The following is an 18,739-nucleotide window of genomic DNA, read 5'->3' as shown; positions in this document are numbered from 1 at the left end:
GACTGAACGGGCCGAGGCCGGCACACGACCGGTCCGCCCACAGGAGACAAGTTCCATGACCCATGGCTTCTTCCGCGCCGCGACCGGCGCGGTGCTGGCGCTGTCCGCCGTCTTGAGCACGAGCACTCCGGCGCTCGCCCAAGGCAAGGAGATCCGCATTGCCCACGTCTACAGCCGCACCGGCCCGCTCGAGGCCTACGGCAAGCAGACGCAGACCGGTTTCCTGATGGGCCTGGACTACGCGACCGGCGGCACGATGACCGTGGCGGGCCGCAAGCTCGTCGTCATCGAGAAGGACGACCAGGGCAAGCCCGACGTCGGCAAGAGCCTGCTGGCCGCAGCCTACGGCGACGACAAGGCGGACATCGCCGTGGGCCCGTCCTCGTCGGGGGTCGCGCTCGCGTTGCTGCCGGTGGCCGAGGAATACAAGAAGATCCTGCTCGTCGAGCCCGCCGTCGCTGATTCGATCACGGGCGACAAGTGGAACAGGTATATCTTCCGGACCGGGCGCAACAGCTCGCAGGATGCGATCTCCAACGCGGTGGCGCTCGACAAGCCGGGCACGGTGATCGCGACGCTGGCGCAGGACTACGCCTTCGGCCGCGACGGCGTGAAGGCCTTCAAGGACGCGATCAAGAAGGCCAAGGTCGTGCATGAGGAGTACCTGCCGACGACCACGACCGACTTCACCGCTGGCGCGCAGCGGCTCATCGACCGGCTCAAGGACCAACCTGGCCGAAAGGTGATCTTCATCATCTGGGCCGGTGCGGGGAACCCGTTCAAGATCGCCGACCTCGACCTCAAGCGCTACGGCATCGAGATCGCCACCGGCGGGAACATCCTGCCCGCGATGGCCGCGTACAAGGCGCTGCCCGGCATGGAGGGCGCGACCTACTACTACTTCGGCATCCCGAAGAATCCGGTCAACGAGTGGCTGGTCGCCAACCACTACAAGCAGTTCAAGGCGCCGCCCGACTTCTTCACCGCCGGCGGCATGAGCGCGGCGATCGCGGTCGTCGAGGCGCTCAAGAAGACCAGCGGCGACACGAACACCAACAAGCTCATCAAGGCCATGGAAGGCATGAGCTTCGAGACGCCCAAGGGCCGCATGACCTTCCGGCCCGAGGACCACCAGGCGATGCAGTCGATGTACCACTTCAAGATCAAGGTGGATCCGGCCTTCGCCTGGGGCGTGCCCGAGCTGGTGCGCGAGATCAAGCCCGAGGAAATGAACATTCCGATCCGCAACAAGCGCTGAGCACTGAGCGCTGAGCGCTGAGCGCTGAGCGCCGAGCGTCACGCGTTGAAGGTCCGTCGACATCAAGGAGGTTTCCCATGAAGTCATCCGTTGTCAGAAGTTCCGCGATCCATCGTTTCGTTGCCGCCGCCGCGACTGCGGCGTCGTTGCTGTCGATGGGCTTGGCCCACGCCGCGGTGCCATTGCCCTCGCTCAACATCGACAAGACCCAGATCACGGTCTCGGGCCTGTCGTCGGGGGGCTTCATGGCCAACCAGCTCGGATACGCGCATTCATCGACGTTCAAGGGCGTCGGCGTCTTCGCCGCTGGGCCTTACAACTGCGCCGGCCACAGCAACTACACCGCCTGCATGTACAACGCGACGATCTCGTCGTCCGCGCTGAACACGATGCAGGCCGACCTCAACAACTGGAGCGGCACGGCGATCGACGCCAAGAGCAATGTCGCGTCGCAGAAGGTGTTCCTGTTCGTCGGCCTGAGCGATACGACCGTCGGTCCCAACCCGATGAACGCGGTACAGACGCAGTACCTCAACAACGGCGTCACGGCCGCCAACCTGGAATACGTCCAGCGCAGCGGCACCGCCCACGTGCTGCCCACCGACTTCGACGCCACCGGCAACAACAGCTGCGGCAGCAGCGCGTCGCCCTACATCGCCAACTGCGGCTACGACGGCGCGAAGGCGGTGCTCACCAAGCTCTACGGCAGCTTGAGCGCGCGCAACAACAGCCCCGCCGCGGCCAACTACATCGAGTTCGACCAGACCGCGTTCAGCACCAACCCCGGACTCGCGGCGACCGGCTGGGCCTACGTGCCGGCCAACTGCGCGGCCGGACAGGTCTGCAAGCTGCATGTCGCGCTGCACGGCTGCCAGCAGAACTACGCGACCATCGGCGACAAGTTCGTGCGGAACACCGGCTTCTCGCGCTGGGCCGACACCAACAACATCGTCGTGCTGTTCCCGCAGACGAAGGTCGACAGCACCTCGCGCTCGACCGCGGCCAGCGGCCTGCTCCCCAACCCGAACGGCTGCTGGGACTGGGTCGGCTGGTACGGCTCGAACTTCGCGCAGAAGGCTGGCACGCAGATCGCGGCGCTCAAGGCGATGGTGGACAAGGTTTCCGGCGGAACGACGGGCAACCCGGGCGACCCCGGCAACCCTGGTGATCCGGGCACGCCCGCGACCTGCTTCACCGCGTCCAACTACACCCACTCGGTCTCCGGCCGCGCCTACGCGCTGTACGGCATCACCTATGCCAACGGCTCCAACCAGTCGATGGGACTGTGGAACATCTTCGTCACCACGACGCTGAAGCAGACCGCGCCCAACTACTACGTGATCGGCACCTGTCCCTGATGCTCGAGACCCGCGACCTCACCATCCGGTTCGGCGGCCACACGGCCGTCGACCGCGTCAGCTGCAGCTTCCATCCGGGCACGCTGACGGCCATCGTCGGGCCCAACGGCGCCGGCAAGACGACCTACTTCAACCTGATCTCCGGACAGCTCGGCGCGAGCGCGGGTCGGGTGCTGCTCGACGGCGAAGACCTGACGCGTCTGGCCGCGCCGCTGCGCACGCGGCGCGGACTGGGACGCGCCTTCCAGCTGACGCAGCTGTTCCCAAGCCTGAGCGTGCTGGAGAACGTGCGACTGGCCGTGCAATCGCGGCGGGGGGAGGGGCTGCGGATGCTCTCCGTGTGGCTGAACCATCGCGAGCTGCTCGAGGAGGCGCGCGCGATCGTCGAGCGCGTGCGGCTCGGTCATCGCGTCGACGCGCCGGCCGCGAGCCTGCCGCACGGTGATCAGCGCAAGCTGGAGGTCGCGATGCTGATGGCGCTCAAGCCCAAGGTCTACCTGTTCGACGAACCGACCGCAGGCATGAGCGTCGACGAGGTGCCGGTGATCCTCGACCTGATCCGTGCGCTGAAGACGGAGGGCACGCACACGATCCTGCTGGTCGAGCACAAGATGGACGTGGTGCGGGAACTGGCCGATCGCATCGTCGTGCTGCACAACGGGCAACTGGTCGCGGACGGCGAACCCGAAGCGGTGATCGCTTCGCCGGTCGTGCAGAACGCCTACCTGGGGCTCGCAATACCGGAGGCCGCATGAACGCGACGATGGCCAGGACGCTCCTGCGGCTCGACGGCGTGCACACGCACATCGGGGCGTATCACATCCTGCACGGCGTCGATCTGGCCGTGGTCGAAGGCGAAGTGACGATGCTGCTGGGCCGCAACGGCGCCGGCAAGACGACGACCCTGCGCACGGTGATGGGGCTGTGGCGCGCGAGCGCGGGTCGAGTGCTGCTCGACGGCCGCGAGATCCAGGCCGCGCCGACGCCGGAGATCGCGCGGCTGGACATCGCCTACGTGCCCGAGAACATGGGGATCTTCGGCGACCTGACGGTGCGCGAGAACCTGCTGCTGGCGGCGCGACAGGCGCGCTCGCTCGACGATCTCGACACCACGCGGCTGGACTGGCTGTTCGGGCTGTTCCCGGCGCTGCGCAAGTTCTGGCTGTATCCGGCCGGCAAGCTGAGCGGTGGGCAGAAGCAGATGCTGGCGATCGCGCGCGCAATGGTCGAGCCGCGCCGGCTGCTGCTGATCGACGAGCCCACCAAGGGGCTGGCGCCCGCGATCATCCGCAACCTCATCGAGGCGCTGCGGGAGATCCAGCGCGGACGCGACGGCGCGCGCACGACGGTGCTGCTGGTGGAGCAGAACTTCATGGTCGCGCAGGCGCTGGGCGACGGCGTCGCCGTGATGGACGACGGCCGTGTCGTGCATGCCGGCCGCATGGCCGATCTGGCCGCCGATGAGGCGTTGCAGCAGCGGCTGCTCGGACTGTCCCTGGCGGCCCATCAATGAACGAGAGCTCTCCGGTGCCGCAGGCACGATTCGACGCGATCCCGCTGCTGCTGGTCGTCGCGCTGGCGCTGGCGGCGATGCCGCTGATCGGCTCGATGTCGAGCTGGGCGACGCTGACGATTGCCGGCCTCGCGATGGGCCTGATCGTCTTCGTCATCGCCTCCGGGCTGACGCTGATCTTCGGCCTGATGGACGTGCTGAACTTCGGGCACGGCGTGTTCATCGCGCTCGGCGCCTTCGTCGCGACGACGGTGATGGGGGCGATGAACACGTACGGCGGATTCGTCGCGAGCCCATCGTTGGCGGCCAACCTGTTCGCGGTCGCCATGGCCGCATTGGCCGGCATCGTCAGCGCCGCGGCGCTGGGGCTGGTCTTCGAGCGCGTGCTGGTCCGGCCCGTCTACGGCATGCACCTGAAGCAGATCCTGATCACGATGGGCGGGATGATCATCGGCGAGGAACTGATCAAGCTGGTCTGGGGCGCGCAGATGATCCCGCTGCAGCCGCCGGAGTCGCTGCGCGGCGCGCTCGTGGTCGGCGACGTGGCGGTGGAGAAATTCCGGCTGCTGGCCGTCGTCGTGGGCCTGATCGTCTTCGCGGGACTGCTGTGGCTGCTCAACCGGACCAAGCTCGGCCTGCTGATCCGCGCCGGGGTTCAGGACCGCGAGATGGTCGAGAGCCTCGGCTACCGCATCCGGCGCCTCTTCGTGGCCGTGTTCGTCGCCGGCTCCGGCCTGGCGGGACTGGGTGGCGTGCTGTGGGGGCTCTACCAGCAGAGCGTGATCCCGCAGATCGGCGCCCAGGTCAACACGCTGATCTTCATCGTGATCATCATCGGCGGACTGGGCTCGACGCTGGGCTGCTTCGTGGGCGCGCTGCTGGTCGGCCTGATGGCCAACTACTGCGGTTTCCTCGCGCCGAAGGCGGCGCTGTTCTCCAACATCGGGCTGATGGTGGCCGTGCTGCTGTGGCGGCCGCAAGGCCTCTATGCGGTCGGGCGCCGTTGAAAGGGGCGATGCCTTCATGACGCTCATCCGCTCCCTGCTGTCGCACGACCTCCCTCGCAGCCGCATGCTCACGGCACTGCTGCTGCTCACCGTGTTCGGACTGGCGCTCGCGCCCTTCGTATTTCCGGGGACCAAGGCGCTGAACGTCGCGGCCAAGATCCTCGTGTTCATCGTGCTCGTGGGCAGTTACGACCTGCTGCTCGGCTACACCGGCATCGTCAGCTTCGCGCACACGATGTTCTTCGGCATCGGCGCCTACGGGGTCGCCATCGCGAGTTCGCGCATGGATCCGGGCTTCACGGCGCTCGCCGTCGGCATAGTCGGCGCGCTGGGCGTGTCGCTGCTGCTGGCGCTCGTCATCGGGCTGTTCTCGCTGCGCGTGAAGGCGATCTTCTTCGCCATGATCACGCTGGCCGTCGCGGCGGCGTTCCAGGGGCTGGCCTCGCAGCTGTCCGACTTCACCGGCGGCGAGGACGGCCTGAACTTCCGGCTGCCCGAGCTGCTGTCGCCGTCGACTGAATTCCTCGAGGAGCCCGTGCTCGGCGTCTCGATCGACGGCCGGCTGCTGAGCTACTACCTGTTGTTCGTCGTCGCCGTGGGACTCGTGCTCGCGCTGCTGCGCATCGTCAACTCCCCGTTCGGCCGCGTGCTGCAGGCCATCCGCGACAACGACTTCCGCGCGGAGGCGATCGGCTACCGGCTGGTGACCTACCGCACGCTGTCGACGCTGCTGGCGGCGGTCTTCGCGACGCTGGCCGGTGCCTTGCTGGCGATCTGGCTGCGCTACAACGGGCCGGACACCTCGCTGTCCTTCGAGATCATGCTGGACATCCTGCTGATCGTCGTGATCGGCGGCATGGGCACGATCTACGGCGCGGTGATCGGCAGCGCGCTGTTCGTGCTGGCGCAGAGCTACCTGCAGGACCTGATGCGCGTCGGCGCTTCCGCCGTCGAAGGCGTGCCGGTGCTCTCGCAGCTGATCGCGCCGGAACGCTGGCTGTTGTGGCTGGGGGTGCTGTTCGTGCTGGCCGTGTACCACTTCCCGAACGGGCTGGTCGGGCGCCTGCGACAGGCGAGGAGGGGATCGTGAAGTCGACGTCGAACTATCTGCGCTGCGAAGGCCGCGAAATCCATTACCAGGCCTGGGGCGACCCGGGCGCCGAGCCGGTGATCGCGTGGCATGGCCTGGCACGCACCGGGCGGGACATGGACGAGTTGGCCACCCACCTGGCGGGGACGGGCCGCTACTTCGTGGTGTGTCCGGACACCCTCGGAAGAGGGTTGTCGCAGTGGAGCCCCGATCCCGACAACGAGTACTGCCTCGCGTTCTACGTGAAGCTGGCGGTGGCGCTCGTCGATCAGTTGGGGCTGAAGGAATTCCACTGGGTCGGCACCTCGATGGGCGGCGCGATCGGGCTGCTCGCGGCGGCGACCTCGCTACGCGGTCGCATCCGGCGGCTGGTGCTCAACGACATCGGGCCGGAGCTCGCGGAGCCTGCGATCCAGCGCATCCGCAGCTACGCGGGGTCGCCGTGGGCATTCGACACGGTGTCGGAGCTGGAGCAGTACTTCCGCCAGATCTACCAGCCCTACGGCTGGATGAGCGACGCGCAATGGCGGCGCTTGACGGAGAGCTCGGTGCGGCGCTTGCCCGACGGCCGCGTGACGCCCCACTACGACCCGGCGATGGTGCGTCAGTTCTTCGTCCATCCGGACGACTACAAGCGCTGGACCGAGTGGGACTCGCTGAGCCTGCCGGTGCTCTGCCTGCGTGGGGAGTCGTCCGATCTTCTGCTGCCCGAGACGGCCGACGCGATGCGTGTGCGCGGCCCCCGAGCGGAGGTCGTGACGATCCCGGGCTGCGGCCACGCGCCCGCACTGAACGTGCCTGAGCACTTCGCCGTCGTGCAGCGATTTCTTGAGAACGGGTGAGCGTGCGACATGCGAGGACTCATCGCTTGATGAGCCAGCCCAGCACGCCACCGAAAGCCATCGTCAGTGTTGACGTGGCCCACTTTCGCTCTTCCTCTGTCACGCAGGCGTCGGTCAGCACAAACACACTGAAGCCGACCAAGGTCAGAAGAATGAATGTGCTGACGAAGAAGAGGGTGAGGTCTTTGATACGCCGGACCTTGCCATCTGCCAGGGGTTCTGGCGGCTCTATCGACGCCCTGAAAATGGGCTCCGCGAGCTTGCTGTCCCGCGAGTCCATTCAGATCCCCACGATCTCTTCGGCCAGTTGATCCTTGCGATCCGGTTCGACGAAACCGATGACCCGACCCGATCGCAACTCCTGGCGGATCCGGAAATACAGCTGAGCGGCCTTGGACAGGATTTCGGCGTCGGTCTGGCGATCTTCAAGCGCCGCGAGGCGGATCTTTGCCTGAAGGATCTCGGATGGGTGATAGGAGGGAATCGGATACATGCGCAACTCCTGACGGCGCACCCGGACATCGGGCGCGGATCGAAAGTGGAGCACGCGTCCTGCGCTCAACGCCAGTGTTGCGATGGGGGATTCCTGGAAGCTTTGCGCGCGGTCAACGACCCTCGAAATAAGGAGCGTCCACCCGTTGTGGGGACGCCTCATCCCTCGTCGGGGTGCCCTCGGGGGTCAGTCGTTGAGTTGCGGCAGATCCAGCCAGCGCGCCAGCCGGCGGCGCAGCGTCAGGAAGTCGAGCGGCTTGGTCAGGTGCTCGTCCATGCCGGCCTTCAGGCTGTCGGCGACGTCGCTGTCCAGCGCATGCGCCGTGAGCGCCAGGATCGGGAAACGGGGAAGCCGTCCCTGCGCCTGCTGCTCCCGCAGCCGGCGCGCGCATTCCAGGCCGTCCATGCCCGGCATCTGGATGTCCATCAGCACCAGGCTGGGCGCCGCCTGCTCGCACAGGTCCAGCGCTTCCTGGCCGTTGCGCGCGAGCTGCGTCTTCAGTCCCATCAGCGCCAGGAACTCCAGCGCGACGACCTGGTTGATCGGGTTGTCCTCGACCAGCAGCACGAAGGGCTCACCCGGCGCCGGGCGTTGGCCGGACACGGAAGGATCAGTCATCGTCGACGGAGGCGAGGGCTTCGGGGACGCGTCCGAGGTCATCAAGACCAGCGTGGTCTCGGAGATCTCGGAAAAAGGATGGCCGTCGTTTCTGTCCATGTCGCTTGTCGTCCCCGATCCGATCAGGATGCGGGTATTCCCTAGAAAAGCCGTCCGCCGTTCGGGTGGAACCGGCAGCGTGTGTTGCTCGGCGACGACGGGGTCCATTGTTGCCGCAGCCCCCGAAGACTAGCAAGTGTGCGGAAGTCATCGATCGGAGGCCTTGACAAGAGGTAGGGGAAGGCTTCCTGAGCGGTCGCCTGCTTTCATTTGCTTACCACTGTGTCGTCGCGCCCGCCACGCCTGCCGCTCCGGCCCTTCCTCGCCCGCTGCTGCCACTTCATGGCACCGGTGCTCCCTAGAATCACCGCCCACTGCCTTTTTCGAGGCTCCAAGGCCCACACCACATGTCCGATTCCGATATCCGCATCCGGGGCGCCCGCCAGCACAACCTCAAGAACCTCGACCTGGACATCCGCACGGGGGAGCTGACGGTGGTGACCGGGCCCAGCGGGTCGGGCAAGTCCAGCCTGGTCTTCGACACCCTGTATGCCGAGGGCCAGCGCCGCTACGTGGAGACCTTCTCCGCCTACGCGCGCCAGTTCCTGGACCGGATGGACCGTCCGGCGGTCGACAAGGTGGAGGGCGTGCCGCCCGCCATCGCGATCGACCAGACCAACCCGGTCCGCACCAGCCGCTCCACCGTCGGCACGATGACGGAGCTCAACGACCACCTGAAGCTGCTGTTCGCGCGCGGCGCCGAGCTGTTCGACCGCGACACCGCGCTGCCGGTCCGCCATGACACGCCGCAGACGATCTATGCCGAACTGCTGGCGCGCACGGTGGGCGACGACCCGCGTCTGGTGCTGACCTTCCCGGTCGAGCTGCCCGAGTCGGTCAGCGCCGGCGAGGTCGAGCAATGGCTGTCCGCCTCGGGCTTCACGCGCGTGCAGTCCGAGCGCGTCGTCAACGGGCGCAAGGTGCTCGACGTCGTGGCCGACCGCTTCCGCATGCAGGGCGTCGAGCAGGCGCGCGCGATGGAGGCGATCGAGCTGGCGCTCAAGCGCGGCAGCGGCCGCCTGACGGTCCACGTGCTCAGCGCGGTGGAGGGCGTCGAGCCGACGCTGTGGCGCTACTCCACCGGCCTGCATTGCCCGGAGAGCGACATCCGCTATGCCGATCCCCAACCGGCGCTGTTCTCGTTCAATTCGGCGATGGGCGCGTGCGAGACCTGCCGCGGCTTCGGCCGCGTGATCGGCGTGGACCTGGGCCTGGTGATCCCCGACGAGCGCAAGACGCTGCGCGGCGGCGCGATCAAGCCGATGCAGACGCCGGCCTGGAAGGAGAGCCAGGACGACATGCTGAAGTACGCGGGCGATGCCGGCATCCCGCGCGACACGGCGTGGAACCAGATGACGCAGGCCCAGCGCGACTGGGTCATAGGCGGCAGCCCGAACTGGAACGGCAACTGGAACAAGCAGTGGTACGGCGTGAGCCGGTTCTTCGAGTACCTGGAGAGCAAGGCCTACAAGATGCACATCCGGGTGCTGCTGTCGAAGTACCGCAGCTACACCGAGTGTCCCACCTGCCGTGGCGCGCGGCTCAAGACCGAGGCGCTGCTGTGGCGCGTCGGCTCGAAGGCGCTGGCCGACGCGGCGCTGCCGCCCGACCTGCGCTTCATGCCGGAGGGCGTGAAGTGGAACCGCGTGCAGCTGGAAGCGCTGCCGGGGCTGGCCGTCCATGACCTGATGCAGCTGCCCATCCATCGGCTGAGACGCTTCATGGATGACCTGCAGTTGCCGGGGTCGATGCTCGACGAGGCGCTCAAGCTGCTGCTCGACGAGATCCGCAACCGGCTCAAGTACCTCGTCGACGTCGGCATCGGCTACCTGACGCTGGACCGGCAGAGCCGCACCTTGTCGGGCGGCGAGGTGCAGCGCATCAACCTGACGACGGCGCTGGGAACCTCGCTGGTCAACACGCTGTTCGTGCTGGACGAGCCCAGCATCGGCCTGCATCCGCGCGACATGAACCGCATCGTCGAGGCGATGCAGCGGCTGCGCGACGCGGGCAACACGCTGGTCGTCGTCGAACATGACCCGGCGGTGATGCTGGCGGCGGACCGGCTCATCGACATGGGCCCCGGACCGGGCCAGCAGGGCGGGCAGATCGTCTTCGACGGCACGCCGGAACAGATCCGGTCGGCCGACACCTTGACCGGCTCCTACCTGGGCGCGCGCAAGCATGTGGGCATGGGCCTGAAGCGGGTGGTCGAGGAGAGCACGCCGCGCCTCATCCTCGAAGGCGCGCGCGAGCACAACCTCAAGAACGTCAGCGTCGAGTTCCCGCTGCAGCGCATGGTCGCCGTGACCGGCGTCTCCGGCTCGGGCAAGAGCACGCTGATGCAGGACGTGCTCTATCCGGCGCTGGCGCGCTGGTTCGGCCAGGCCACCGAGACGCCGGGCCAGCACGACCGGCTGCTGGGCGCGGACTGGCTGGCCGACGCGGTCTTCGTCGACCAGTCGCCGATCGGCAAGACGGCGCGTTCGAACCCGGCGAGCTACGTCGGCGTCTTCGACGAGATCCGCAAGCGCTTCGCCGACACGCCCATGGCCAAGGAACGCAGCTACGGCGCGGGCATGTTCAGCTTCAACGCCGGCGACGGCCGCTGCCCGACCTGCGGCGGCTCGGGCTTCGAGCACGTCGAGATGCAGTTCCTGTCCGACGTCTACCTGCGCTGCCCCGACTGCGACGGCAAGCGCTTCCGCGCCGAGCTGCTCGAGGTCAAGCTCGAGCGCGCCGGGCGGCAACTGAGCGTGTCGGACGTGCTGGAGCTGACGGTGGCCGAGGCGCTGCAGGTCTTCAGCGTCGACCGCGAGGTGCTCAACAAGCTGCAGCCGCTGTCGGACGTCGGGCTCGACTATCTGACGCTGGGTCAGCCGGTGCCGACCTTGTCGGGCGGCGAGGCGCAGCGGCTCAAGCTCGCCGGCTACCTGGCGGAGGCGGCCTCCAAGCCGCGCCAGGCGACGGCGACCAAGGGCACGCTGTTCCTCTTCGACGAGCCCACGACGGGCCTGCACTTCGACGACATCGCCAAGCTGATGCGCGCCATGCGCAAGCTGCTGTCGGCGGGACACTCGCTGATCCTGATCGAGCACAACCTCGACGTGATCCGCGCGTCGGACTGGGTCATCGACCTCGGCCCCGAGGGCGGCGAGGACGGCGGCCTGGTCGTCGCCACCGGCACGCCGGAGCATCTCAAGGACCATCCGACCTCGCACACCGCGAAGGCGCTGCGCGAGTACGCGCTGGAGATGGACCGCGCGCCGGTGAAGGTGTCGGAAGGCCAGCCGCTGCAGTCGCTGCTGCGCCGGCGCCGCCAGGAAGACGAGGTGATCCGCATCGTCAACGCGCGCGAGCACAACCTGAAGTCGGTCGACGTCAGCATCCCGCGCGGCAAGTTCAACGTCGTGACCGGCGTGTCGGGTTCGGGCAAGAGCACGCTCGCCTTCGACATCCTGTTCAACGAGGGGCAGCGCCGCTACCTGGAATCGCTGAACGCGTATGCGCGCTCGATCGTGCAGCCGGCGGGGCGGCCCGAGGTCGACGCGGTGTGGGGCATTCCTCCCACCGTCGCCATCGAGCAGCGCCTGTCGCGCGGCGGGCGCAAGAGCACGGTCGCGACGACGACCGAGGTCTGGCACTTCCTGCGCCTGCTCTACGTGAAGCTGGGCGTCCAGCATTGCGCGCACGACGGCACGCCGGTGAAGCCGCAGAGCGTCGAGGCCATCGCCGCGCAGCTGCTGCGCGACTACAAGGGCCGGCACATCGGGCTGCTCGCGCCGCTGGTGGTCAACCGCAAGGGCGTCTACACCGACCTCGCGAAGTGGGCCAAGCAGCGCGGCCACACGCATCTGCGCGTGGACGGCGAGTTCCTGCCGACCAGTCCGTGGCCGCGCCTGGACCGCTTCAAGGAGCACAGCATCGAACTGCCGGTCGGCGACATGACGATCACGCCGGAGACCGAGTCGGCGCTGCGCGAGCTGCTGGCCAAGGCGCTGGATCACGGCAAGGGCGTGGTGCATGTGCTCTCGCCGCTGGACGGCCTGCATGACGCGCTGCGCAGCGGCAAGGCGACGCGCGGCATCGGCGAACTGCGCGTGTTCTCCACCAAGCGGGCGTGCCCGCAGTGCGGCACCAGCTATCCGGAACTGGATCCGCGGCTGTTCAGCTACAACTCCAAGCATGGCTGGTGCACGACCTGCGTCGGCACGGGCCTGGCGCTGACGCGCGAGCAGCGCAAGGCGCTCGACGACACTCAGCAGGACAAGGACAACCGCGGCCGCGAGCAGAGCTTCCCCGCGGAAGAAGCCGAGATCGAGGACCTGAGCGATGCGCCGTGTCCCGACTGCCACGGCGCGCGGCTGAACCCGGTGGCGCGCGCGGTGAGCTTCGAGCACGAGACGATCGGCACGGTCGCGTCGTGGAGCGTGAAGGAAGCGCGCGAGTGGATCGCGGCCCTGACCCTGACCGGCCGCGACGCGGAGATCGCGCGCGACGTGGTCGTCGAGATCAAGGGCCGTCTGGAGTTCCTGGAGGAAGTGGGACTGGGCTACCTGACGCTGGACCGCGCCGCGCCGACCTTGTCGGGCGGCGAGGCGCAGCGCATCCGCTTGGCGGCGCAGCTCGGCAGCAACCTGCAGGGCGTCTGCTACGTGCTGGACGAGCCGACGATCGGCCTGCACCCGCGCGACAACCAGATCCTGCTGAAGGCGCTGGCGACGCTGGGCGACAAGGGCAACACGCTGGTGGTCGTCGAGCACGACGAGGACACGATCCGTCGTGCCGACCACATCATCGACATCGGCCCGAGCGCGGGCAAGCGCGGCGGTCGCGTGATCGCCGAGGGCACGGCGGAAGAGATCGCGAAGAACCCGGACTCGATCACGGGCCGCTTCCTTTCCCATCCGCTGGTGCATCCGCTGAAGGAGCGCCGCGTGATGGAGGCTGACGCCCCCAAGCTCACGGTGCTCAACGCGACGCTGCACAACCTGCGTGGCGTGACCGTGGATGTGCCGCTGCACCGGCTGGTGGCGATCACGGGCGTGTCGGGTTCCGGCAAGTCCACGCTGGCGCGGGACGTGCTGCTGGCCAACATGGCCGCGGCCGTGCCGCTGCGCCGGGCGCCGTCGAAGTGGGTGGGCTGCGACGCGGTCGAGGGCCACGCGAAGGTGGACCGGGTGCTGGAAGTCGACCAGACGCCGATCGGCAAGACGCCGCGCAGCTGCCCGGCGACCTACATCGGTTTCTGGGATGCGATCCGCAAGCTCTTCGCCGAGACGCTGGAAGCGAAGGCGCGCGGCTACACGCCGGCCCGCTTCAGCTTCAACACCGGCGAAGGCCGCTGCCCGGGCTGCGAGGGTCAGGGCATGCGCACGATCGCGATGAGCTTCCTGCCGGACGTGAAGGTGCTCTGCGACCAGTGCCACGGACAGCGCTTCAATCCGGAGACGCTGGCGGTGAGCTGGCGCGGCAAGAGCATCGGCGAGGTGCTGCAGATGGAGGTCGACGAGGCGGTGGAGTTCTTCGCCGCGATGACCTCAATCTCGCATCCGCTGAAGCTGCTGCAGGACGTCGGGCTGGGCTACCTGACGCTGGGGCAGCCGAGCCCGACGCTGTCGGGCGGCGAGGCGCAACGGATCAAGCTGGTGTCCGAACTGGTGAAGGTGCGCGACGACGTCACGCGACGCGGCCAGAAGCCGCCGCACACGCTGTACGTGCTGGACGAGCCCACGGTGGGGCTGCACATGGCGGACGTGGAGAAGCTGATCCGCGTGCTGCACCGCCTGGTGGACGGCGGCCACAGCGTGGTCGTCATCGAGCACGACCTCGACGTGATCGCGGAAGCGGACTGGGTGCTGGACCTCGGGCCGGAGGGCGGCTCGGCGGGCGGACTGGTGGTCGCGCAAGGAAGGCCGGAGACGCTGGTCGAGCAGGGGACGCATACCGGGAAGGCGCTGGCGCCGGTGCTGGCGCGGCGGTGAGGCTCGAGCGGCTGCCCAGACGGCCGCTCGGAGGCGTCCACTCAGACGACCGGATACGCCCTGATCTCGATCAGGTGCTTGTTCGGATCGTTGAAGTACAGCGTCGGTGCCGCGCCGCGGGCGCCGATCTCTTCACCGGGACCGGTGTTGGTGCCGACCGAGTGGAAGCTCGGTCCGTATCCGATGCCTGCAGCCTTCACGCGGTCGAAGATGCGATCGAATTCTTCGGGTGTCACCGAGAACGCGTAGTGCTCCATGCCGGATGTGCCCCACGGCGCGAGCTGCAGCTGGCAATCGCGGCCGACACGGATCACCGTGAACGGCCCTGAGGCCCCTTCGTTCGAGAAACCCAGGATGCCGACGTAGAACGCGACGCTGTCGGCGAGGTCGTTGACCTTCAGGATGAGGTGATCGAGGACGGCCATCGCGGCACTTCCGGATCGATTGCTCGGTGGGTTGCGGCGATCTCAGTGCGGCTTGCGCCGCTGCCGCTGCTCGAAGTCGTCGCCGTGATAGACGTTGCCGTCCCAGGTGCCGGATCGGTTCTTCGCCCGGGCGATCGCGTCGCGCGCCGCATCGTGCGCCGCCCGGCGGCGGTCGCGGGAGTTGAAGCGGCCACGCAGGCTGAACCCGCTGATGAGGAGCCCGGTTCGCTTGAACCAGCCGCGCCAGGCCAGTTGATGCCGGCGCGGCAAGGCCATGTCGATCGCGAGGAACACGCAGGTCAGCAGACCGAGAGCGGCGAGGACTTTGGCGAACATACGTCGGCGCTGTGGCTCACACCTTGCTGGTGTGTAAGCCGACCACTATACGCGAGGCCTCGCGGCCCGTCTGTCAGTCGCGATGCCGTCCGTGGCCGTGCCCGTGGTCGCCACGATCGCCACCCCGGTCGCCACGATCCCCGCCGCCGCGGTCACCGCCGCGGTGGTCGTCCCGGCGCTCGTCCCAGCGACGACCTTCCCAGCCGCGACGGTCGTCGCGATGGTCGTGCCAGTCGCGGCGGCCGTCCCAGTCCCGTCGATCCCAATCGCGGCGCGGCGGATCCCAGCGCGGCGGGGGCGGCGCGTACACCGGCATCGGATGCACGTGCGGGCGGCCGTAATACGCCGGCGCGTAGGCGCGGGAGTACCAGCCCTCCTGCACGAAGTACACCTGCCGGCCGCAGGCCCCGTAGTAGCCGCAATGGCGCGCCCAGGAACGGTAATGGCCCGGCGGCACGCGCAGGTAGAGCGGGGGGGCCGGCGCGTACACGCGCTCGATCACCATCGGTTGTGCGTACACCACGTCGGGTCTGACGTTGCCCACGTCGATCCGGCCGTAGAAGCCCGGTTGACCGACGCTGATGGACACGCCCACGTCGCCCGCGAAGGCCGGCGGCGCGGCCAGGGCGCCAGCCGTCAGCGCCACGGCGCCGAGGATGCGTTGGATCAGGTGCTTCATCGTGAACCTCTCTTTGGTGCTTTCTGTTCGTCTCGCGACCCAACCCCCTGTCGGAGGTCATGGGCGAGGCGTCCGGAAAGGGCCAGCCTAGGGAAAGTATGGACAGTTAACGCGCGCTTGACGGATGCGGTGGACACGCCAGCGGTAAGCAGTTGTTGAGCGCGTCCCTAGAATCCCGCGACCCCGCCGAACCTGCGGGGCGTGGAGCAACGATTGAAGCAATGGATCCTGACTTCCCTGGTGCTGGCGACCCTGGCCACGGGACTGGGCGCCAGCGAGGGATCGCTGGCACAGACGGCCGCCGCACCGGTGGCCGTGGCCAACCGGCCGCTGACGCTGGAACAGCTGTTCCGCGCCGAGCCCTATCGCGGCGAGGCCGCCAAGGACGCGCGCTTCAGCGCGAGCGGCCGGTACGTCGCCTATCTGTGGAACCCGTTCGGCGAGCCGGGCAGCGACCTCTACGTGCATGACACGCAGACGGGCAAGACGCTGCGCCTGACGTCCCCGACGCTGATGGCCGCGGTGGAGACGCCGGAGAACCTGGACCGCTACGCGAAGAAGCTCAAGCAGAAGCGAGACGAGGTGGCGGAGCGCCAGGCTCGCGAGGAGGCGCAGGCCGCCTACCTGCGCGGCGAGGCGGTCGACCTTGAGCAGTGGGAGCGCAAGGCCATCGACGAGCTGAAGGTCGAGCTGGCCGAGCGCAAGGCGCGCGAGGACGCCCGCAAGGCCGCCGAGAAGGCCGCCTGGGGCGATGCCGCCGTCGCGGCTGCCGCACCCGCCTCCGGCGCTTCGGCGCCCGAGGCGAAGAAGCCGGCCAAGGATCCGAAGGACATGGCGCTCTGGGAGCTCCGCGACGAGCTCAAGAAGAAGCGCGAACGCGAGAAGCTCAAGCCCGAGGACCTGTACCCCGGCGTGTCGCAGTTCGTGTGGGCGTCCAAGGGCGAGGAACTCGTCCTGGCCTACCGCGGCCAGCTGCTGCGCTGGAAGGCCGGCGGCGAGCGCGCCGAGCCGCTGCTCGCCACCGGGCGCACGCTCAAGCCGGTGGCCTACGCGCCGGACGACCAGTCCCTGATCGTGCAGGACGAGACCCGCGTGCTGCGGGTGCGTCTGGCCACGGCCGGCATCGAGGTGATCAACCGCGAGCTGTTCAATCCGGACGACGAGGACCGCAAGTTCAAGATCGCCCAGACGGCGATGAGCGAGGACGGCCGCTGGATGGCGCTGGTCGCCAACGCGCCGCTGGTCGGCGCCGACGGCAAGCCGCTGCCCAAGCCGGGCCGGCAGGTCGAGATCATGAACTTCAACGACCGCTGGGCGACCGCGAAGAAGGTCGACCGCGAGGTCTCCGACGACAAGCGCGGCGTGCCCTCGATGGCGATCTACATCCGCAAGGTGCCGGCGCCCGGCGCCGCGCCGGAGCGCCAGCCGCAGCCGGTGTTCACGCATCCGGGCGGCGACAGCTGGTTCGAGATCTCGCCGGTCGTGTGGGCCCGCGACGGCAGCGTCTACGTCTTCACGACCTTCGAGCGTGAGAAGGACCAGTTCCGCGTCTACCTCGGCAAGCCGGGCGAGGCGAAGCCGGAGATGGTGCTGGAGCGCCGCGCGCCCATCCACCACGAGCTGGTCAACGTGATGACGCCGTCGTTCACGCCGGACTCGAAGCAGCTGGTGCTGATCCTGGCCGACAACGGCTGGCGTCAACCGTACGCGATGAGCCTCGCGGCCGGCGCGGACCGTTCGGTGAAGCCGCTGCTGACGGGCGAGTTCGAGGCCTTCCAGGTGCTGGGCTTCACGCCGGATGCGAAGACGATGTTCGTCGTGGCCAACAAGGACGACTATGCGGCGATGAACGTCTGGCGCGTCGACCTGAAGGACGGTCGCATGACCGCGCTGGGTCGCTCGCCGGACTACCACCGCAACGCGGTGGTGGCCCGCAACGGCCAGTGGGCGGCGGCGGTGGCCGGCAACTGGGCCGAGCGTCCCGAGCTCAAGCTCCTGAAGGGCCAGGCCCCCGCGGCCGGCGCGGAAGCGGGCAAGCTGCTGACGCAGAGCCACGATCCCGCCTGGGCGCAGGTCGACGTGCTGCGGCCAGAGCGCTTCAGCTTCAAGAACCGCCACGGCGACATGATCCCCGCCTACGTGTTCAAGCCGCTGGGCTGGGCGCCCACCGACAAGCGCGCAGCCATCGTCTACACCTACGGCGGCCCGCTCAACGACCGCCACTCGGTGGAGACCGACAGCTTCCAACCGACCGGCTACGTCTTCGCGATGTACATGGCGGCCAAGCACGGCTACGTCACGGTGACGGTGGACCCGCGCGGCCACTCCAACTACGGCGAGAAGTTCGCCGACGCCAACTGGGAGAAGCCCGGCGCGCCGCAGACCGAAGACCTCGAGGACCTGGCCGCGTACATGAAGTCCAACCTGGGCGTCGACGGCGCGCGCGTCGGGCTGAACGGCTGGAGCTTCGGCGGCTTCCAGACCCAGTACACGATGTACACGAAGCCTGACCTCTTCGCGGCCGGCATCGCGGGCGCAGGCCCGACGGAATGGGAGAACTACAACAGCTGGTACAGCGGACGCACCATCGGCAAGGTCGATCGGACCAAACCCGTGCTGCGCAAGTACTCGCTGCTGCCGCTGGCGAAAAACCTCAAGAAGCCGCTGCTGCTGGTGCACGGGATGCAGGACCCGAACGTCCTCTACCAGGACACCGTCAACGTGTACCGCGCGCTGCTGGAGTCGGGCAAGGAAGGACTCGTTGAACTCTTCCTGGACCCGGACGGCGAGCACGCCCTCGGCGGCGCGGTGAAGGCCGTCGGCTGGCATCGGAAGTACGAGCAGTTCTGGCTGCGGAACCTCGGGGCGGCGCAGCAGAAGTGATCGTTGGTTGAATCAAGCCCGAGGCAACTTTGTTGACCCGTGTGAAAACAAGGCCCACATTCCTTTCGGTAGCGGGCCTTGTTTTCCTCGTGAAGCGGCTGAGGGCAGGTAGTCGTTATTCTATGAGGGTGGAAATCGACAGCCCGACCTATCC

The 18,739-nt window shown here is 68.0% G+C and carries 15 protein-coding genes; 9 read left to right on the top strand and 6 right to left on the bottom strand.

Going from position 1 to position 18,739, the window contains the following annotated elements; translation table 11 throughout:
* Positions 1–55: 55 nt before the first annotated feature.
* The 7 genes from ABE85_RS18220 to ABE85_RS18190 all read left to right on the top strand — a co-directional run bounded on the left by ABE85_RS18220 (position 56) and on the right by ABE85_RS18190 (position 7,068).
* A complete protein-coding gene (locus ABE85_RS18220) occupies positions 56–1,258 on the top strand; it encodes a substrate-binding domain-containing protein (protein ID WP_067277750.1) in 1,203 nt (400 codons plus the stop codon).
* 77 nt (positions 1,259–1,335) lie between these two features.
* Positions 1,336–2,616, top strand: a complete 1,281-nt coding sequence (locus tag ABE85_RS18215; RefSeq protein ID WP_067277746.1) for a PHB depolymerase family esterase — start codon at positions 1,336–1,338, stop codon at positions 2,614–2,616.
* Positions 2,616–3,371 carry an ABC transporter ATP-binding protein gene (locus ABE85_RS18210; protein ID WP_197507067.1) on the top strand — a complete coding sequence of 252 codons (756 nt, stop codon included), beginning with the start codon at positions 2,616–2,618 and terminating at the stop codon, positions 3,369–3,371. The genes ABE85_RS18215 and ABE85_RS18210 overlap by 1 nt, the downstream gene beginning before the upstream one ends.
* Before the next feature lie 8 nt (positions 3,372–3,379).
* Positions 3,380–4,129, top strand: coding sequence for an ABC transporter ATP-binding protein (locus ABE85_RS18205; RefSeq protein WP_067283070.1), 750 nt, complete (start codon positions 3,380–3,382; stop codon positions 4,127–4,129).
* Complete coding sequence (locus ABE85_RS18200; RefSeq protein ID WP_067277743.1) at positions 4,126–5,136, top strand: branched-chain amino acid ABC transporter permease; 1,011 nt, start codon at positions 4,126–4,128, stop codon at positions 5,134–5,136. The genes ABE85_RS18205 and ABE85_RS18200 overlap by 4 nt, the downstream gene beginning before the upstream one ends.
* 16 nt (positions 5,137–5,152) lie before the next feature.
* Positions 5,153–6,226 (top strand): branched-chain amino acid ABC transporter permease, encoded by a 1,074-nt coding sequence (locus ABE85_RS18195; protein WP_067277739.1) that lies wholly within the window; start codon positions 5,153–5,155, stop codon positions 6,224–6,226.
* Positions 6,223–7,068 carry an alpha/beta fold hydrolase gene (locus tag ABE85_RS18190; RefSeq protein ID WP_157522589.1) on the top strand — a complete coding sequence of 282 codons (846 nt, stop codon included), beginning with the start codon at positions 6,223–6,225 and terminating at the stop codon, positions 7,066–7,068. The genes ABE85_RS18195 and ABE85_RS18190 overlap by 4 nt, the downstream gene beginning before the upstream one ends.
* Before the next feature lie 19 nt (positions 7,069–7,087).
* Here the strand turns inward: ABE85_RS18190 and ABE85_RS18185 are convergent, their stop codons facing one another.
* From ABE85_RS18185 to ABE85_RS18175, 3 genes are all read right to left on the bottom strand, one after another.
* Positions 7,088–7,348, bottom strand: coding sequence for a hypothetical protein (locus ABE85_RS18185; protein WP_067277737.1), 261 nt, complete (start codon positions 7,346–7,348; stop codon positions 7,088–7,090).
* Entirely contained in the window at positions 7,349–7,561 is a 213-nt protein-coding gene (locus tag ABE85_RS18180; protein WP_067277734.1) for a hypothetical protein, read from the bottom strand.
* Between the two features lie 186 nt (positions 7,562–7,747).
* Positions 7,748–8,164, bottom strand: coding sequence for a response regulator (locus tag ABE85_RS18175; RefSeq protein WP_197507065.1), 417 nt, complete (start codon positions 8,162–8,164; stop codon positions 7,748–7,750).
* 461 nt (positions 8,165–8,625) lie between these two features.
* Here ABE85_RS18175 and uvrA point away from each other — a divergent pair, with 461 nt between their 5' ends.
* Positions 8,626–14,262, top strand: coding sequence for an excinuclease ABC subunit UvrA (gene uvrA / locus ABE85_RS18170; RefSeq protein WP_067277729.1), 5,637 nt, complete (start codon positions 8,626–8,628; stop codon positions 14,260–14,262).
* 41 nt (positions 14,263–14,303) lie between these two features.
* Here the strand turns inward: uvrA and ABE85_RS18165 are convergent, their stop codons facing one another.
* The 3 genes from ABE85_RS18165 to ABE85_RS18155 form a co-directional block, all read right to left on the bottom strand.
* Positions 14,304–14,687 carry a VOC family protein gene (locus ABE85_RS18165; protein ID WP_067277726.1) on the bottom strand — a complete coding sequence of 128 codons (384 nt, stop codon included), beginning with the start codon at positions 14,685–14,687 and terminating at the stop codon, positions 14,304–14,306.
* 42 nt (positions 14,688–14,729) lie between these two features.
* On the bottom strand, positions 14,730–15,023 hold the full coding sequence (locus tag ABE85_RS18160; RefSeq protein ID WP_067277723.1) for a hypothetical protein: 294 nt from the start codon (positions 15,021–15,023) through the stop codon (positions 14,730–14,732).
* Between the two features lie 73 nt (positions 15,024–15,096).
* A complete protein-coding gene (locus ABE85_RS18155) occupies positions 15,097–15,702 on the bottom strand; it encodes a hypothetical protein (protein WP_197507063.1) in 606 nt (201 codons plus the stop codon).
* A 213-nt stretch (positions 15,703–15,915) separates the two neighbouring features.
* On the opposite strand from ABE85_RS18155, the gene ABE85_RS18150 reads away from it, so the two are divergent.
* Positions 15,916–18,585 (top strand): prolyl oligopeptidase family serine peptidase, encoded by a 2,670-nt coding sequence (locus tag ABE85_RS18150; RefSeq protein ID WP_067277721.1) that lies wholly within the window; start codon positions 15,916–15,918, stop codon positions 18,583–18,585.
* Positions 18,586–18,739: the final 154 nt, after the last annotated feature.

The organism is Mitsuaria sp. 7, assembly GCF_001653795.1.
In the GTDB taxonomy this organism is placed as follows: Bacteria; Pseudomonadota; Gammaproteobacteria; order Burkholderiales; family Burkholderiaceae_C; genus Roseateles.
This window is presented reverse-complemented; position numbering and strand designations above follow the sequence as displayed.

Coding starts and splice junctions, on each gene's coding strand:
- ABE85_RS18220 (WP_067277750.1), top strand. CDS start 56: ATGACCCATGGCTTCTTCCGCGCCGCGACCGGCGCGGTGCTGGCGCTG.
- ABE85_RS18215 (WP_067277746.1), top strand. CDS start 1,336: ATGAAGTCATCCGTTGTCAGAAGTTCCGCGATCCATCGTTTCGTTGCC.
- ABE85_RS18210 (WP_197507067.1), top strand. CDS start 2,616: ATGCTCGAGACCCGCGACCTCACCATCCGGTTCGGCGGCCACACGGCC.
- ABE85_RS18205 (WP_067283070.1), top strand. CDS start 3,380: ATGGCCAGGACGCTCCTGCGGCTCGACGGCGTGCACACGCACATCGGG.
- ABE85_RS18200 (WP_067277743.1), top strand. CDS start 4,126: ATGAACGAGAGCTCTCCGGTGCCGCAGGCACGATTCGACGCGATCCCG.
- ABE85_RS18195 (WP_067277739.1), top strand. CDS start 5,153: ATGACGCTCATCCGCTCCCTGCTGTCGCACGACCTCCCTCGCAGCCGC.
- ABE85_RS18185 (WP_067277737.1), bottom strand. CDS start 7,348: ATGGACTCGCGGGACAGCAAGCTCGCGGAGCCCATTTTCAGGGCGTCG.
- ABE85_RS18180 (WP_067277734.1), bottom strand. CDS start 7,561: ATGTATCCGATTCCCTCCTATCACCCATCCGAGATCCTTCAGGCAAAG.
- uvrA (WP_067277729.1), top strand. CDS start 8,626: ATGTCCGATTCCGATATCCGCATCCGGGGCGCCCGCCAGCACAACCTC.
- ABE85_RS18165 (WP_067277726.1), bottom strand. CDS start 14,687: ATGGCCGTCCTCGATCACCTCATCCTGAAGGTCAACGACCTCGCCGAC.
- ABE85_RS18160 (WP_067277723.1), bottom strand. CDS start 15,023: ATGTTCGCCAAAGTCCTCGCCGCTCTCGGTCTGCTGACCTGCGTGTTC.
- ABE85_RS18155 (WP_197507063.1), bottom strand. CDS start 15,702: ATGAAGCACCTGATCCAACGCATCCTCGGCGCCGTGGCGCTGACGGCT.